The organism is Cohnella nanjingensis (genome assembly GCF_014212125.1).
In the GTDB taxonomy this organism is placed as follows: Bacteria; Bacillota; Bacilli; order Paenibacillales; family Paenibacillaceae; genus Cohnella; species Cohnella nanjingensis.
In genome coordinates this window covers 1-14828 of sequence record NZ_JACJVP010000077.1, presented here as the reverse complement: position 1 = coordinate 14828, position 14828 = coordinate 1, and the positions used below count along the sequence as shown (strand labels likewise).

17 protein-coding genes and 1 pseudogene are annotated in these 14828 nt (G+C 63.7%); all 18 read left to right on the top strand.

The window, feature by feature from the left end:
• Positions 1-8 precede the first annotated feature (8 nt).
• Positions 9-1013, top strand: coding sequence for a factor-independent urate hydroxylase (gene pucL / locus H7C19_RS32815; RefSeq protein ID WP_185673305.1), 1005 nt, complete (start codon positions 9-11; stop codon positions 1011-1013).
• Positions 1010-1363, top strand: a complete 354-nt coding sequence (uraH, locus tag H7C19_RS32810; protein ID WP_185673304.1) for a hydroxyisourate hydrolase — start codon at positions 1010-1012, stop codon at positions 1361-1363. Before pucL ends, uraH begins: the two co-directional genes overlap by 4 nt.
• A gap of 12 nt (positions 1364-1375) precedes the next feature.
• Positions 1376-2773 (top strand): allantoinase AllB, encoded by a 1398-nt coding sequence (gene allB, locus H7C19_RS32805; RefSeq protein WP_185673303.1) that lies wholly within the window; start codon positions 1376-1378, stop codon positions 2771-2773.
• On the top strand, positions 2770-4062 hold the full coding sequence (locus H7C19_RS32800) for a Zn-dependent hydrolase (protein ID WP_246470177.1): 1293 nt from the start codon (positions 2770-2772) through the stop codon (positions 4060-4062). Before allB ends, H7C19_RS32800 begins: the two co-directional genes overlap by 4 nt.
• Positions 4059-5297, top strand: a complete 1239-nt coding sequence (locus tag H7C19_RS32795) for a (S)-ureidoglycine--glyoxylate transaminase (protein ID WP_185673302.1) — start codon at positions 4059-4061, stop codon at positions 5295-5297. The genes H7C19_RS32800 and H7C19_RS32795 overlap by 4 nt, the downstream gene beginning before the upstream one ends.
• 271 nt (positions 5298-5568) lie before the next feature.
• Positions 5569-5703, top strand: a pseudogene (locus H7C19_RS35845) (hypothetical protein); the annotation flags it as partial.
• Between the two features lie 135 nt (positions 5704-5838).
• The gene (locus H7C19_RS32785; RefSeq protein WP_185673300.1) at positions 5839-6672 is read left to right on the top strand and encodes a sugar phosphate isomerase/epimerase family protein; all 834 of its coding nucleotides are present in this window, start codon (positions 5839-5841) and stop codon (positions 6670-6672) included.
• A gap of 158 nt (positions 6673-6830) precedes the next feature.
• On the top strand, positions 6831-7160 hold the full coding sequence (gene ylxM, locus H7C19_RS32780) for a YlxM family DNA-binding protein (protein ID WP_221469603.1): 330 nt from the start codon (positions 6831-6833) through the stop codon (positions 7158-7160).
• Between the two features lie 33 nt (positions 7161-7193).
• Positions 7194-8579 (top strand): signal recognition particle protein, encoded by a 1386-nt coding sequence (ffh, locus tag H7C19_RS32775; protein ID WP_185673298.1) that lies wholly within the window; start codon positions 7194-7196, stop codon positions 8577-8579.
• Positions 8580-8629: 50 nt separating this feature from the next.
• Positions 8630-8902, top strand: coding sequence for a 30S ribosomal protein S16 (gene rpsP, locus H7C19_RS32770; RefSeq protein WP_185673297.1), 273 nt, complete (start codon positions 8630-8632; stop codon positions 8900-8902).
• Between the two features lie 27 nt (positions 8903-8929).
• The gene (locus H7C19_RS32765; protein ID WP_185673296.1) at positions 8930-9163 is read left to right on the top strand and encodes a KH domain-containing protein; all 234 of its coding nucleotides are present in this window, start codon (positions 8930-8932) and stop codon (positions 9161-9163) included.
• Between the two features lie 111 nt (positions 9164-9274).
• A complete protein-coding gene (rimM, locus tag H7C19_RS32760; RefSeq protein ID WP_313732056.1) occupies positions 9275-9796 on the top strand; it encodes a ribosome maturation factor RimM in 522 nt (173 codons plus the stop codon).
• A 1-nt stretch (position 9797) separates the two neighbouring features.
• Positions 9798-10616, top strand: a complete 819-nt coding sequence (gene trmD / locus H7C19_RS32755) for a tRNA (guanosine(37)-N1)-methyltransferase TrmD (RefSeq protein ID WP_185673294.1) — start codon at positions 9798-9800, stop codon at positions 10614-10616.
• A 230-nt stretch (positions 10617-10846) separates the two neighbouring features.
• Positions 10847-11188 (top strand): 50S ribosomal protein L19, encoded by a 342-nt coding sequence (gene rplS / locus H7C19_RS32750; protein WP_185673293.1) that lies wholly within the window; start codon positions 10847-10849, stop codon positions 11186-11188.
• A gap of 194 nt (positions 11189-11382) precedes the next feature.
• On the top strand, positions 11383-12036 hold the full coding sequence (gene lepB / locus H7C19_RS32745; protein ID WP_185673376.1) for a signal peptidase I: 654 nt from the start codon (positions 11383-11385) through the stop codon (positions 12034-12036).
• A gap of 90 nt (positions 12037-12126) precedes the next feature.
• Positions 12127-12999 (top strand): ribosome biogenesis GTPase YlqF, encoded by an 873-nt coding sequence (gene ylqF / locus H7C19_RS32740; RefSeq protein ID WP_185673292.1) that lies wholly within the window; start codon positions 12127-12129, stop codon positions 12997-12999.
• Positions 13000-13137: 138 nt separating this feature from the next.
• Complete coding sequence (rnhB, locus tag H7C19_RS32735) at positions 13138-13992, top strand: ribonuclease HII (protein ID WP_185673375.1); 855 nt, start codon at positions 13138-13140, stop codon at positions 13990-13992.
• 66 nt (positions 13993-14058) lie between these two features.
• The coding region (locus H7C19_RS32730) for a TP0910 N-terminal domain-containing protein (RefSeq protein ID WP_512698982.1) at positions 14059-14828 on the top strand (770 nt) is incomplete at its 3' end.

Here is a 14828-nt window from a genome sequence, read left to right as displayed (position 1 = left end):
AGAGGAAGATGCTCGTGCTCAAACTATCCGACGGACGTACCCTGTACTACGGAAAAGGCGACGTGCTGTCTTACCGGACCTACGCGACCCCGCTCGACGTGCAGCCGATTCCGGAGTCGGCGTTCGCCGGCAGCGGCAACGTCATTTTCGCGCACAACATCAAGTTCTCCGTCAGCAGCGAGCGATTGCTCCCTTCGTTCACCGAAGGCGGCAACGCGCTCGTCGTCGCAACCGATTCGATGAAGAACTTCATCCTCCGCGAGACCGCGCGTTACGAAGGCAGCACGACGGAAGGGCTGCTGGCGTTCATCGGCGAGCTGTTCCTGGAAAAGTACCCGCACGTAACGGCGATCGAAGCGGAAGGCCATCGGCTGCCATTCGAAACCGTACAAGTGAGGGACGGCGAAGGCTTCGCGGACAGCCCGCTGGTCTACCGCCCCTCGCACAACGACCGCGCAAGCGCAAATCTGGCGCTGGACCGCGCGGCGGCAGTCGGCGCCCGTATCGTCTCGCATGAATGCGCTTTGTCCGATCTTCAACTGATCAAAGTGAGCGGGAGTTCATTCTACGGCTTCATCCGCGACGAATATACGACGCTGCCCGAGAGCTACGACCGGCCGCTATTCATCTTTCTCGATATCTTCTGGACGTACGCGGACGCGCAAGATGCCCTGCACGCCGAGCGCGGCAGGTACGTCGCCGCGGAGCTCGTCCGCGATCTCGCGCACCACGTGTTCCACGAATTCAAGACGCCCTCGATCCAATATCTGATCTATCGGATCGGGCTGCGCATGCTGAAGCGGTTCCCGCAGTTGTCGCAAGTGCGGTTCGAGTCGAACAACCGGACTTGGGAGACCGTCGTGGAGCCGGTTGGCGGGCTGCATGCCGGCGTCTACACGGAGCCGCGCCCGCCTTTCGGCTTCCAGGGCTTCACCATGACGCAAGCGGATCTGGCCGCCGCGGAGTCGAACGGATCGGAGGCGCGGGACGAGGAGAGGGGAGCGGGCGCGTGAGCGGGAGGCTGACGACGCACGTGCTCGACACGTCGATGGGCAAGCCGGCGGCCGGGATGCGCGTGCAGCTGTGGCGGCTGGAGACGTCCGCCGACGGCGCGAAGACGCTGTTGCGGGAAACGTTCACGAACGAAGACGGGCGCCTCGACGCGCCGCTGCTCGAAGGAGAAACGTTCGCGGCCGGTACTTACGAGCTGACGTTCGGGGTCGGGGATTATTATCGGGGCTTGGCGCATGCCGTCTTCCTCGAGGGGGTCCCCGTCCGCTTCCAGGTTTCCGACCCGGAATCGCATTATCACGTACCTCTGCTGGTCGCGCCCGGCGGGTACAGCACATATCGCGGGAGTTAGGGGGAGCGGCGGATGGACGACGGCTACGAGAAGATCGTTCGCGGCGGGCAGGTGGTCCTGCCCGGCGAGGTGCGCGAATGGGACATCGGCATCCGCGACGGCCGCATTGCGGCGCTGGCGGAGCGGCTGGAAGCCGGCGAGGAGACGGAGACGATCGATGCGTCCGGATTATGGGTGCTGCCGGGGATGGTCGACGCGCACGTTCATTTGAACGAACCGGCGATGGGACATTGGGAAGGCTTCGCCACCGGCACCGCGGCGCTCGCCGCGGGAGGGTGCACGAGCTTCGTCGATATGCCGTTGAACGGCTTGCCGCCGACCGTGAACATCCCGGCGCTGCGGCTGAAGGAAGCGGCCGCCGAGGGGGCGTGCGCGATCGATTATGCGTTCTGGGGCGGCCTGGTGCCGGGCAATCTTGATCAGTTGGAGACGCTGCACCGCGAAGGGGTAGCGGCTTTTAAGGCGTTCCTCTCCAACCCGGGCGGCGAGGCGGAAGAGCGGTTCCGCGAGATCGACGACGTGACGCTCTACGAGGGCATGAAGCGAATCGCCTCGTTCGGCGGCCTGCTCGCGCTGCATGCGGAGAGCGAGGCCATCACGGCGCGGCTGTCCGCCGAAGCGCTCGCGGCCGGCCGGAACGGTCCGCTCGACTTCGCGGCGACGCGGCCGGCGATCGCGGAGCTCGAGGCGGTCGGACGCGCGCTGCTGTTCGCCCGCGAGACCGGGTGCCGTCTGCACTTCGTCCATATCAGCACCCCCGAGGCGGCGGCGCTGATCGACAAGGCGAAGCGCGAAGGCCAGGACGTGACGGTGGAGACGTGCCCGCACTACCTCGCGCTGACGGAGCGGGACATGGCCGCGCTGGGACCGGTCGCGAAGTGCGCGCCTCCGCTGCGCGACGAGGTCCGGCAAGAGAGACTGTGGGCGCTGGCGTCGGCGGGCGGGATCGATCTCGTCGCTTCGGACCATTCGCCGTGTCCGGAGGCGCTGAAGTCGCCGGCGGACGGCTCCTTCTTCGGCGCGTGGGGCGGCATCGCCGGCGCACAGAGCAGCCTGGAGGTCATGCTGCACGAAGGCGCGTTCCTGCGGGGCATCCCGCTGCAGCGGATCGCTGCGCTGGTCGCCGGGATGCCCGCCAAGCGGTTCGGGCTGTACCCGCGCAAAGGCGAGATCGCCGTCGGGTTCGACGCCGATCTCGCGCTCGTCGATCCGAAGCGGGCTTATACGCTCCGCAAGGAAGACTTGCTGCAGCGCCATCCGCACAGCCCGTACATCGGGCGGACGTTCTCCTGCCGGGTGACGGCTACGTACGTCCGCGGCAAGCTGGTCTACGCGCTCGGCAGCGGCATCGTCGCGCCGGGCGGCGGCATCCGGCTGCGGCCCGAGACGAGAGGGAAGGTGCCGGGATGAGCGAAGATTGGCAAGAAACGAGCCTGGAGATGGCGGAGCCAAGCGGGGGCGGGCTGCGGGATGAGATCTCGCGGCTGCTGGAGGAGCTGGCGCGGCATGGCGGAGGGCCGGCGGAAGCCGGAGTGACCCGCTTGTTGTACGATTCGGCCTGGAGCGGCGGTCAGCGGTACTTGGCGGAGGAGATGCGCGCTGCCGGTCTGGAGGCGCACTTCGACAACGTCGGCAATCTGTACGGCAAACTTCCGGGACGCGACCCCGCGCTGCCGGCGGTCTTGACCGGCTCCCACGTCGACACCGTCCGGCATGGCGGCAAGTACGACGGCGCCTACGGCATCGCGGCGGGCATTGCGGCGCTGGCCGAACTGAAGCGGAAGTTCGGAACGCCGCTGCGGCCGCTGGAGGTCGCCTCGTTCTGCGAGGAGGAAGGAAGCCGATTCCCGCTCGCCTATTGGGGCTCCGGCAATGCGACCGGACGCTATGAATGGCGAAGCGGCGGCGAATACGCGGATTCGGCCGGCACGACGCTCTCCGAGGCGATGACGGCGGCGGGCTTCGGCTTGCCGGACCGGGACGACTGCCGCCGATCGGATCTGGCCGCGTTCGTGGAGCTGCATATCGAGCAAGGCATGGTGCTCGAATACTTCGATAAGCGGATCGGCATCGTCGATACGATCGTCGGCCAACGCCGGTACGCGGTGTCCTTGGAGGGGGCGGCCAACCATGCGGGCACGACGCCGATGACGCTGCGGCAGGATGCGATGACGGGCGCCGCCGAGATCGCGGTCAAGCTGGAGTCGCTCGCTTCGCAATGGGGCGAGCCGCTGGTCGCGACCGTCGGGCGCCTCGAGGCGCGGCCGAATACGCCGAATGTCATCGCGGGATCGGTCGACTTCACGATCGACATCCGGCACGCGGACGAGTGGAAGCTGTCGGCGTTCAGCGAACTGATCCTCTCCGAGGTCGAGCGCATCGCGACGCGCCGCCGGCTGCGGTTCGCGGTCAAGCCTTGGCTGACGACGAAGCCGGTGCCGCTCAGCGCCGCGCTGGCCGCCCGGACGGAGGCGATCTGTAGAAGCTTATCTCTGCCCTGCAAACGGATGGTCAGCGGAGCGGGGCACGATGCGCAGCTCTTCCCGCCGCTGTGCCCGACGACGATGATCTTCGTCCCGAGCCGCGCCGGCATCAGCCATTCGCCGCAAGAATATACTTCGCCGGAGCAGCTCGCGGACGGCGCGGCCGTCCTCTTCAATCTGCTGTACGAACTGGCCTATAAGGAGCAATCGCCATGAGAGCCTATGCCGAATTGTCGCCCTCCCCGCGCACCATCATGACGCCCGGACCCGTCGAGGTCGATCCTCGCGTGCTTCGGGCGCTCTCCTATCCGATCCTGGGACAATTCGACCCGGAGTTCACCGCGCTCATGAACGATACGATGGAGATGCTCCGCGAAGTGTTCCGCACGACGAACGAATGGGCGTATCCGGTGGACGGCACTTCCCGCTCCGGCATCGAAGCGGTGCTGGCGAGCTTGATCGAGCCGGGCGACCGGGTGCTGATCCCGATCTACGGCCGCTTCGGCCATCTGCTGCACGAGATCGCCGAGCGGTGCGGCGGCCGCGCGGTCACGATGGAGAAAGAGTGGGGCGCCGTATTCGATCAGGCGGAGGTGATCGAGGCGATTCGCCGGGAACGGCCGAATCTCGTCGCCATCGTGCACGGGGAGACGTCGACCGGACGCGTGCAGCCGCTCGACGCGATCGGCCGCGCCTGCCGCGAGGCGGACGCGCTGCTCGTCGTCGACGCGGTGGCGACGCTCGGCGGCGTGCCGGTCGAGACCGACGCCTGGTGTCTGGATGCGGTCATCGGCGGCACGCAGAAGTGCTTGTCCGTCCCTTCGGGCATGGCTCCGGTCACCTACAACGAACGGGCCGAGCGGAAGATTCTCGCGCGCAAACGCGTCGAGCGGGGACTGCGGGCGCCCGGGCAGCCGAACGTCGAACCGGCGGAGGGCCGTCGCCCGATCCAGAGCAACTATCTGGATCTCGCCCAATTGCAGGATTACTGGAGTCCGGCCCGGTTGAACCACCATACGGAGATGACCTCGATGCTGTACGGCCTGCGGGAGGGGCTGCGCCTCGCGCTGAACGAAGGGTTGGAGGAACGGTTCGCCCGGCATCGGCTGCACGAGTCGGCGCTCGTCGCCGGCCTCTCGGCGATGGGCGTCGCTTTGTACGGCGATCCCTCCTGCAAGCTGCCCGTCGTCACCTGCGTCGAGATTCCGGACGGGTTGGATGGCGAATCCGTCCGCGCGATGCTGCTGCGGCTGTTCAACATCGAGATCGCCAGTTCCTTCGGACCGCTGAAGGGGCGCATCTGGCGGATCGGCACGATGGGCTACAGCTGCCGCCGCGACAACGTGCTGCATCTGCTCGGTGCATTCGAGGCCGTGCTGCTGCGTCATGGCGTGAAGCTGCCGGCCGGCGCGGCGCTGCAGGCGGCGTTGGACGTGTACGAGGAAGGGTGAGGTCGGAGTAAACGCGTCCCGGGTCGAAGACGACCGCGGGGCGCCGTTTTTATGTCTGAGAGGTTTTTTCCGCACAAAGCTTTCGTCGATTTCCTCCCTTTGGCGTTGGATGAAGAGGCGATGTGCGAAATAAGATGAGCAGTACGCTTCCGATCGCTCCAATCCCGTTCAGCCTTTGGTGTTGGGGAGCTGGCATCTGTTAAAATGAAGTTAGCAGCTGCGACCTAACGATTAAGTTAAGGAGAACCTCTTTGAAAATGTCTGCGGCTCCGACAAATGGTTCTGGCACGTGAAGGAGCCGTCCGACTACGTCGCAGGCCGCGAAGCGGCAGAGCGAGTCGTTGCGGTCGGTCCCGGCGCGAACCGATTGAAACCGGGAGGCCGCGTCGCCGTAAACAACGTGTAGGGCTGCGGGGGAGAGCCATGTGGGCCGATGGCGGATTGCTCAAAGCGATCGTCGTCCGCGCGTGAAGGCGGGAGGGTCTGCAAGATCGCAATGGCATTTCGTATACTCTAATGAAGAAACAGGGGGAGACGCGTCATGAGATTGGGCGGACAACTGTTTGGAGATATGCGCGATCCGGAACGCTGGGCGCAGGCGGTGCTGAACCACGGATTCCGGACGGCCGTATGCCCGATAGGCGCCGAAGCGGGCGAGGAGGAGGTTCGGGCGTTCGTGCGGATCGCGGAGAAGCACGACATCTCGATCTCCGAAGTCGGGGCGTGGAGCAATCCGATCAGCCCGAGCGCCGACGTCCGGTCGGCGGCGCTGGCCCACAGCAAGCGGCAGCTTGCGCTCGCCGAGATCGTAGGCGCACGCTGCTGCGTGAACATCGCCGGATCGCGCGGCGAGCAGTGGGACGGACCGCATCCCGACAATTTCTCGGACGAGACGTTCGAGATGATCGTCGATACGGTGCGCGAGATCATCGACGAAGTACGGCCGGCGCGGACGTTTTTCGCGCTGGAGACGATGCCGTGGGTGTTCCCGGATTCGGCGGATACGTATCTGGCGCTCCTGAAAGCGATCGACCGCAAGGCGTTCGGCGTCCATCTCGATCCGGTCAATATGATCTCGAGCCCCCGGACGTATTACCGCAACGGGGAGATGATCCGGGACTTTTTCGCGAAGCTAGGACCGTATATCCGCAACTGCCATGCCAAGGACATTCGCCTCTCCGGCCATTTGACGGTGCATTTGGACGAGGTCATCCCCGGTCAAGGCGCGCTGGATTACCGGACATTCCTGCGGGAGCTGAACAAGCTGGATCCCGATACGTCGCTCATTATCGAGCACCTGCAGAACGCCGAGCAGTGCGCGGAGGCGGCGGCCTATATCCGACGGACCGCCGGCGAGATCGGCATCGCGCTTTAAGGCGGATATCCTGTTAAGGTATTTTCCTTGACATCCGATCCGGAATTGCTTAAGATAAGAAACGAAGTTAGGCTGTAAAGTGGTTTCCCTTGACAGCAGGCAAAGGAGTGACCTTTGTGCACGGGGACAACGCGCTCGCCAAGACGAATCGGGTGAACATGCTGTTCGACTTCTACGGTCCGTTGTTGACGGAGAAGCAGCAGACGTTCCTGAAATATTACTTCCACGACGATTATTCGCTCGGAGAGATCGCCGCCGACGCGGGCGTAAGCCGGCAAGCGGTGTACGAGCACCTGAAGCGCGCGGAGCAAGTGCTGGAATCGTACGAGCGCAAGCTCGGCCTCGTCTCCAGGCACGACCGGCTCCAGGAGGGGCTAGACCGCTTGGAGCGGGAGATCGGCGGGCTGCCGGACGAATGGCGGCGCATGCTGGCCGAGACCGCCGCGCTGCTGCGGGGCTCGGAAGAAGAAGGCAATGAGAGAGAGTAGACACCCTTTCCTAAGCGAAGGAGGGATCGGCATATGGCGTTCGAAGGATTGACAACCCGGCTGCAGAACGTGTTCGGCAAGCTGCGGGGCAAAGGCAAGTTATCGGAAGACGACGTCAACGACGCGATGCGCGAAGTTCGGCTCGCGCTGCTCGAAGCCGACGTGAACTTCAAGGTCGTCAAGGAATTCATCGCAAAGGTCAAAGAGAAGGCCGTCGGCCAAGATGTGACGAAGAGCTTCACGCCTGGCATGGTCGTCATCGACATCGTGAACAAAGAGCTGATCGAGCTGATGGGCGGCACGCAGGCGAAGCTGGCCAAGTCGAACCGTCCGCCGACCGTCGTGCTGATGGCGGGCCTGCAGGGCGCGGGCAAGACGACGCTGACCGGCAAGCTGGCCAAGCTCCTGCAGTCGCAGAACCACAAGCCGCTGCTCGTCGCGGGCGATATCTACCGTCCGGCCGCCATCAAGCAGCTGCAAGTGCTGGGAGATTCGATCAACGTTCCGGTATTCACGCTGGGCGACCAGGTGAGCCCGGTCGAGATCGCGCGTCAAGGCGTGCAGCAGGCGAAGGAGCAGGGCAACGACTACGTCCTGATCGATACCGCCGGCCGCCTGCAGATCGACGAAGCGCTCATGGAAGAGATCAAGCGCATTCACGAGGCCGTGAAGCCGGATGAAGTGCTGCTCGTCGTCGACGCGATGACCGGCCAGGAAGCCGTCAACGTAGCGAAGAGCTTCCACGAGCAGCTCGCCCTGACCGGCGTCGTGCTGACGAAGCTCGACGGCGACACCCGCGGCGGCGCCGCGCTGTCGGTCAAGGCCGTCACCGGCTGTCCGATCAAGTTCGCCTCCACGGGCGAGAAGATCGACCAGCTCGAAGCGTTCCACCCGGATCGGATGGCCTCGCGGATTCTCGGCATGGGCGACATGCTGTCCCTCATCGAGAAGGCGCAGACCAATATCGACGCGGAGAAGGCCAAAGAGATGGAGCGCAAGATGCGCACCGCCGAATTCACCTTCGACGATTTCCTGGAGCAGATGGAGCAGGTTCGCAAGATGGGGCCGATCGATCAACTCCTCGATATGATGCCCGGCATGAACAAATTGAAGGCCAATCCGAACTTCAAGATCGACGAGAAGCAGATCGCCCGCACCGAAGCGATCGCCAAGTCGATGACGAAGGTCGAGAAGCAGAAGCCCGACATCATCAACTACAGCCGCCGCAAGCGGATCGCGGCCGGCAGCGGCGCGACGATCGCCGACGTGAATCGTCTGCTCAAGCAGTTCGAGGACATGAAGAAGATGATGAAGCAGTTCTCGGGCATGATGGGGCCGAAGGGACCGAAGGGCGGCATGAAGGGCCTGAAGAACCTGCTCGGCGGCAAGGGCGGCAAGAACATGAAGTTTCCTTTCTAACAGGAAGGATTCCCATACCGATGATTAAGTCAAGGAGGTGAAAGTTTACAATGGCAACTCGCATCCGTCTGAAACGTATGGGCGCTCACAAAGCCCCTTTCTACCGCGTAGTGGTAGCTGATTCCCGTTCCCCGCGCGACGGCCGCTTCATCGAGGAGATCGGCATCTACAACCCGGTCGCTCAACCGGCCGAAGTGAAGATCGACGAGGAGAAAGCGCTGAAATGGCTGCAATCCGGCGCGCAAGCGTCCGATACGGTCCGCAATCTTCTGAGCAATGCAGGCGTTCTGAAAAAATTCCACGAATCCAAGCTCTCGAAGTAATACGTCTCATTCCCGGAGGCAAAGACCATGGAACAACTGATTCGGGTTATCGCCCGGGCGTTGGTGGATCATCCGGAAGACGTACAGATTCAGGTCAAGGAAGACGCGAGAGGCCTGGTGTACGAGCTTTCCGTTCATCCGGGCGATGTCGGCAAAGTGATCGGCAAGCAGGGGCGCATCGCGAAAGCGCTGCGTACAGTCGTTACTTCCGCCTCGGTCAAGGAGCGGAAGCGCGTCATCGTGGACATCGTATCGGAATAAGGGAAGAGGGTCCGGGGCGCAGGTTGGCCTGTCCGGGCCTTTTTTCGCTCCGTTTAGGTCATGCTATCCTACATAAGACTACATCTCTTTGACATAAAGGAGGCTGCTTCCGTGGCGGAACAGCAATGGTTGAACGTCGGCAAGATCGTCAATACCCACGGGGTCCGCGGCGAAGTGAAGGTGTATCCGCAGACCGACTTCCCGGACGTGCGGTTCCGCGGCGGAAGCCGCCTGCTGCTCGTGCCGCCGGAGCGCGGAGAGCCGATCGGCGTCGAGGTGCTTAGCGCCCGCGAACAGAAGAACCTATTCGTCGTCAAGCTGAAGGGCTGGGACGATATCAATTACGCGGAGAAATTCAAAGGCTGGGAACTGAAAGTGACGGCCGACGAACGCGTTGAACTCGAAGAAGACGAGTACTACCTGAGCGATATCGTCGGCTGCTCGGTCGTCACCGACGAGGGCGAGACGATCGGCGTCATTTCCGACATTCTGTCGCCCGGCGCGAACGACGTCTGGGTCGTCAAACGCCCGAAGGGTGCGGACCTGCTGCTCCCGTTCATCGACGAGGTCGTGCTCGACGTAGACGTTGCCGGGCGCGTCGTCAAAGTTCATCTCATGGAAGGGCTGCTCTAAGATGCGGGTAGACGTGCTGACGCTGTTCCCGGAGATGTTCGAAGGCGTCTTCGGCAGCAGCATTCTCGGCAAGGCGCAGGGGCGCGGATTGGTGTCGCTGAACACGGTGAACTTCCGGGATTACGCGAACAACAAACACAACACGGTGGACGACACGCCCTATGGCGGCGGAGGCGGGATGGTGCTCAAGGCCGAGCCGATCTTCGGCGCGGTGGAAGATGTCGTCGGGCGGCGCGCGGGAGAGACGGCGGACGGCGCCGAAGGCTCTCGCCCGCCTCGGGTCATCCTCATGTGCCCGCAGGGGGAGCCGTTCTCGCAGCGCAAGGCGCAGGAGCTGTCGGGAGAGTCCCATCTGATCTTCATCTGCGGCCACTACGAGGGCTATGACGAGCGGATCCGGCAGCATCTCGTGACGGACGAGCTCTCGATCGGCGACTACGTGCTCACGGGCGGCGAGCTGCCGGCGATGGTCGTCATCGACGCGGTCGTCCGGCTGCTGCCGGGGGTGCTCGGCAACGAGACCTCGGCCGTCCGGGATTCGTTCAGCGACGGTCTGCTGGAGTATCCGCACTACACGCGTCCCGTCGATTTTAGAGGGATGACGGTGCCCGACGTGCTGATGTCGGGCCATCACGCGGAGATCGACAAGTGGCGCCGCCAGCAGTCGCTGCTGCGCACGCTGGCGCGCAGGCCCGAGCTGCTGGACCAGGCGGAACTGACGGCCAAGGAGCGCGCGTGGCTGAACGAGCAGCCGGACCGGTTGGCGCGCGAGCTGCAGGAGACGGCCGCCGGCGGCGTAGGCGAAGACGCGGGGGAATGAGGAGTTGCGCCTCTGCCCCGGGTCGGGACGCGCCATCTGCGAACTTCCGGTTGAATTCGGAGGACGGTTGTGATAAAATTTCAAATGTTGTGTATGCCGATGCCTATCCGGCGATGCGTCGCCCCGGCATCCGGCATGATTAATCGGGCGGTCCTCTGCGCGCGCGGATGCGGATCATCGAGATTCGCGGAGCGGCAAGAACGTCTATGGTGGAAGGAGGGGAAACCCCAATGAGTCTGATTCAAGCGATTACGCAAGAGCAACTGCGCAAAGACGTGCCTACGTTCCGTGCCGGCGACACGCTGAAAGTTCACGTGAAAGTCGTCGAGGGTTCCCGCGAGCGGATTCAACTGTTCGAAGGCGTCGTGATCAAGCGTCGCGGCGGCGGCATCAGCGAAACGTTTACGGTTCGTAAAATCTCGTACGGCGTCGGCGTAGAGCGTACTTTCCCGGTTCATTCGCCCCGCATCGAGAAGATCGAAGTGGCGCGCCGCGGTAAAGTTCGCCGTGCGAAGCTGTACTACCTGCGCAACCTGCGCGGCAAGGCAGCCCGCATCAAAGAAATTCGATAATGCAAACACGAGGGGGCTTGGCGGTGTTCAAGTCCTCTTTTGCATTCTCTCGGTAGAAACGATTCCACCCTACATAACTCGGAAGGTGCCCAGAAAGAGGCGAATCCCAAATGGATCAACCGCGGGAATGGAATGACGAAGCAAAATCCGATCCCCTCAAAGCTGCGCCGGCTACGCCTGAAGCGCGCGAAGACATGCCAGGAGGGCAGGCGCCTTCCGTCCTGGAGGGCGGCGCGGACGATCCCGGCAGCCCTAAGAAGCCTAACGAATCCAAGGTCGGCAAAGAAGTGATGGAGTGGGTCAAAGCGCTGGTGATCGCCGGCGTGCTGGTCATCGTCATCCGCTGGCTGCTGTTCAATCCGTTCATCGTGGACGGGCCGTCCATGCAGCCGAACTTCTGGAACGGCGAGCGGATCATCGTGAACAAGGTGGTCTACGACATTCGCAAGCCGCATGCCGGCGAAGTGATCGTGTTCCACGTTCCCGACGAAGGCCGCGACTACATCAAACGCGTCATCGGCGTGCCGGGCGATACGATCAAGGTCCAAGGCGACGACGTCTACGTCAACGGGGAGAAGATCGCCGAGCCTTACTTGGCCAAGACGTACGAACAAGCGCATGCGGCGGGCGGGCTGTACAACGAGCCGTCCGATCACAGCGACTTCCCGAACGATATCGTGTCGGAGGGCAAAGTGCCCGAAGGCTCGCTGTTCGTCATGGGCGACAACCGTCCGGACAGCAAGGACAGCCGCATGATCGGCTACGTTCCGATCAGCCGGGTTGTGGGCAGGGCGGAATTGATTTTCTGGCCGTTAGGGAAAATTCATTATATCGGACGCGGATATTAAGCGGCTTGAAGCGCAGCATCCGCCGACGAGCAAGGGACGCCGCGCGAACGGACGGCAAAGACGTCTATCGGTGCGGGCGGAGGGCGTATCATGACGATTCAATGGTTCCCGGGGCACATGACCCGGGCCAAACGGCAAATTCAAGAAAAACTGAAGCTGATCGACGTCGTGTTCGAGCTGCTTGACGCGCGGATACCGGAATCGAGCCGCAACCCGATGATCGATGAGATCGTCGGCGCCAAACCGCGCCTCGTCTTGCTGAACAAAGCGGATCTGGCCGATGCGGAAGCGAACGCCCGGTGGAGCGAGCATTACCGGGCGCAGGGGCACAGCGTCCTCGCGATCGACTCGAACACGGGGACCGGCGTGAAGGAGATCGCGCCGCGGGTGCAAGCGCTGCTGCAGGAGAAGATCGACCGGCAGATCGCCAAAGGCATGAAGCCAAGGCCGTCTCGCGCGCTCATCGTCGGCATTCCGAACGTGGGCAAGTCGACGTTGATCAACAAGCTGGCCGGCCGCGCCGCGGCCGCGACGGGCGACCGTCCCGGCGTGACCAAGGGCCAGCAGTGGATTCGCACGGGCGGCGGGCTGGAGCTGCTGGACACCCCCGGCATCCTGTGGCCGAAGTTCGAAGATCCGGAGGTCGGCTTCCGGCTGGCCGCGACGGGCGCGATCAAGGAAGAAGTGCTGATGATCGACGAGGTCGCCTGCTTCGTGCTTCGGCACTTGGCCGCCTATTACAGCGATACGCTGAAGGAGCGTTACGGGCTGGCTTCGCTGCCCGAGGCGATCCCGGATATCGCGGCGGCGGTTCCCGTGCTGGAGGAGATCGGACGGCGGCGGGGCTGCCTCGGCAGCGGCGGCCATATCGATTACGAGAAAGCCGCTGGCGTGCTGCTGCGGGATCTGCGTTCGGGCAAGCTCGGGCGCATCACGCTGGAGACGCCGGTCGACTTGGCTTGAAGACGGCTCCCCTTGAGGTCCTAGACGGGCCGAAAGGGGCGTTTTGGTAGGATCAGGTCAGCCGGAGATTTCTGGTTGGCCTCTTTTTTTGACTTGTGCGGCGGCATCCGACATGCCAAATTCCGAAACTTCGCGGGAATGGCTTGCCGGATCGGCCGTCTTGTCGGACAATGGAGAAAAAGAGCGAAGCTCGTACATAAAGGCGGAATTAAGGTGCTGGACGAGAAGGAACCGGCCCGGAACGCGCCGGTCGAGAACATAAAGGCCGAGAAGCAGCCGGAAGAGATCGGGGCGGTCGAGAAAGGAAAAGCCGAGCAATCGTCGGCTAAGACCGGTCGGGGGAAGAAGGCAAAAGACGAGACGCAGGCGGAAGAGATCGACCGTCTGGCGTTCGAGCGGGCGTTGTGGGCGGAAGGGGCGATCCATATCGCGGGCGTAGACGAGGTCGGGCGCGGGTGCCTGTTCGGCGACGTGGTGGCGGCTGCCGTCATTCTGCCGCAAGGGCTCATCCTGGACGGCGTCGACGATTCGAAGCAGCTCAGCGAGAAAAAGCGGGACGCGCTCTACGATCTCATCCTGGAAAATGCGGTGGCTTGGCACGTGGGACGCGTCGATGCCGAGACGATCGACCGCATCAACATTCGCCAGGCGTCGCGGCTCGCGATGAAGCTCGCGGTCGAAGGACTCGGCGCGGTGCCGGACCATCTGCTGGTCGATGCGGAATCCGTTTCGCTCCCGATCCCGCAGACCGCCATCGTGAAGGGCGATGCCCGAAGCCAATCGATCGGCGCGGCTTCCATCGTCGCGAAGGTGACGCGGGATCGGCTGTGCGCCGAGATGTGGGAAGCGCTGTACCCGGGTTACGGCATCGAAGTCCACAAGGGGTACGCCACCAAGACCCATCGGGAAGCGCTGCTGCGGATGGGGCCGACCCCGATGCACCGCCGTTCGTTCCTGAACGGGATATTTGCGGAACAACAGCTGTTGTTCTAAATCTAAGCGGGGAAAAACCGATACATAAGGTAGAAGCGTTTTGATGCGGGAAGAGAGGTGCGGGGCATGGACGTAAACGTCGCTTCGCTCGTTCGCGCGATGCTGAAGGACAGCCAGCCGGGCGACGCCCGAACGCTGGAGCTGCGCATCGGCCAGATCGTCAGAGGCGTGCTCGTGGAGATGCTCGACAACCATGAAGCTTTGATGAATATTAACGGAACGCCGGTGCGCGCCAAGCTGGACGCGGAGCTGCCGGTCGGACAGAGCACGCTCCTGCAGGTGCAGCCGGACGCGAAGGGCGGCCTGGTCGCGCTGAAGCCGCTGGCGGATCCGGGCGCGGCGATGCCGGACGAAGGATTGCGCGAAGGCATAAAAGCGTTCGGGCTGTCGGATCAGAAATGGAGCTTCGAGCTGCTGCGCGGCCTGAAGCGGGACGGCTATCCGATCGGACGCGATACGGCGCAATGGTTCGCGCAGGCGGCGGCGTCCATGCCTGCGGGCGCGGATGCCGAGAGCTGGATGAACGCGGCCGGCGTCGCCTTCCGGAGAGGCCTGCAGCCGTCGGAGACGACGATCGCCTCGTTGCGGCAGGCGTTGTACGGACCGCCGGTGCACGAGCAGCTGAAGCAGATGGCGGCGCTCATCGGGGAGGCGGCGAAGGGGATGGACCCTTCGTCGGAGGCGGCCGTCGCCGCCGGGCGCGTCGGTCGGCTGCTGGCGGACGGGATGGCGCTGCTGGCCCGCGGAGGGGAGGCGCTCCTGGCCGCGGGCCAGGGTGAGGCGGAAGGCGCGTTAGGCCGATCGGGCCGGGACGGCGAGGCCGCGCAGGCGACGCC

Bases quoted from the DNA above. Each gene is read 5' to 3' on its own strand.
- trmD (WP_185673294.1), top strand. From the start codon at position 9,798: ATGCGGGTAGACGTGCTGACGCTGTTCCCGGAGATGTTCGAAGGCGTC.
- H7C19_RS32800 (WP_246470177.1), top strand. From the start codon at position 2,770: ATGAGCGAAGATTGGCAAGAAACGAGCCTGGAGATGGCGGAGCCAAGC.
- H7C19_RS32785 (WP_185673300.1), top strand. From the start codon at position 5,839: ATGAGATTGGGCGGACAACTGTTTGGAGATATGCGCGATCCGGAACGC.
- H7C19_RS32765 (WP_185673296.1), top strand. From the start codon at position 8,930: ATGGAACAACTGATTCGGGTTATCGCCCGGGCGTTGGTGGATCATCCG.
- allB (WP_185673303.1), top strand. From the start codon at position 1,376: ATGGACGACGGCTACGAGAAGATCGTTCGCGGCGGGCAGGTGGTCCTG.
- rplS (WP_185673293.1), top strand. From the start codon at position 10,847: ATGAGTCTGATTCAAGCGATTACGCAAGAGCAACTGCGCAAAGACGTG.
- ylxM (WP_221469603.1), top strand. From the start codon at position 6,831: ATGCTGTTCGACTTCTACGGTCCGTTGTTGACGGAGAAGCAGCAGACG.
- ffh (WP_185673298.1), top strand. From the start codon at position 7,194: ATGGCGTTCGAAGGATTGACAACCCGGCTGCAGAACGTGTTCGGCAAG.
- pucL (WP_185673305.1), top strand. From the start codon at position 9: ATGCTCGTGCTCAAACTATCCGACGGACGTACCCTGTACTACGGAAAA.
- ylqF (WP_185673292.1), top strand. From the start codon at position 12,127: ATGACGATTCAATGGTTCCCGGGGCACATGACCCGGGCCAAACGGCAA.
- rpsP (WP_185673297.1), top strand. From the start codon at position 8,630: ATGGCAACTCGCATCCGTCTGAAACGTATGGGCGCTCACAAAGCCCCT.
- lepB (WP_185673376.1), top strand. From the start codon at position 11,383: ATGCCAGGAGGGCAGGCGCCTTCCGTCCTGGAGGGCGGCGCGGACGAT.
- rnhB (WP_185673375.1), top strand. From the start codon at position 13,138: ATGGCTTGCCGGATCGGCCGTCTTGTCGGACAATGGAGAAAAAGAGCG.
- H7C19_RS32795 (WP_185673302.1), top strand. From the start codon at position 4,059: ATGAGAGCCTATGCCGAATTGTCGCCCTCCCCGCGCACCATCATGACG.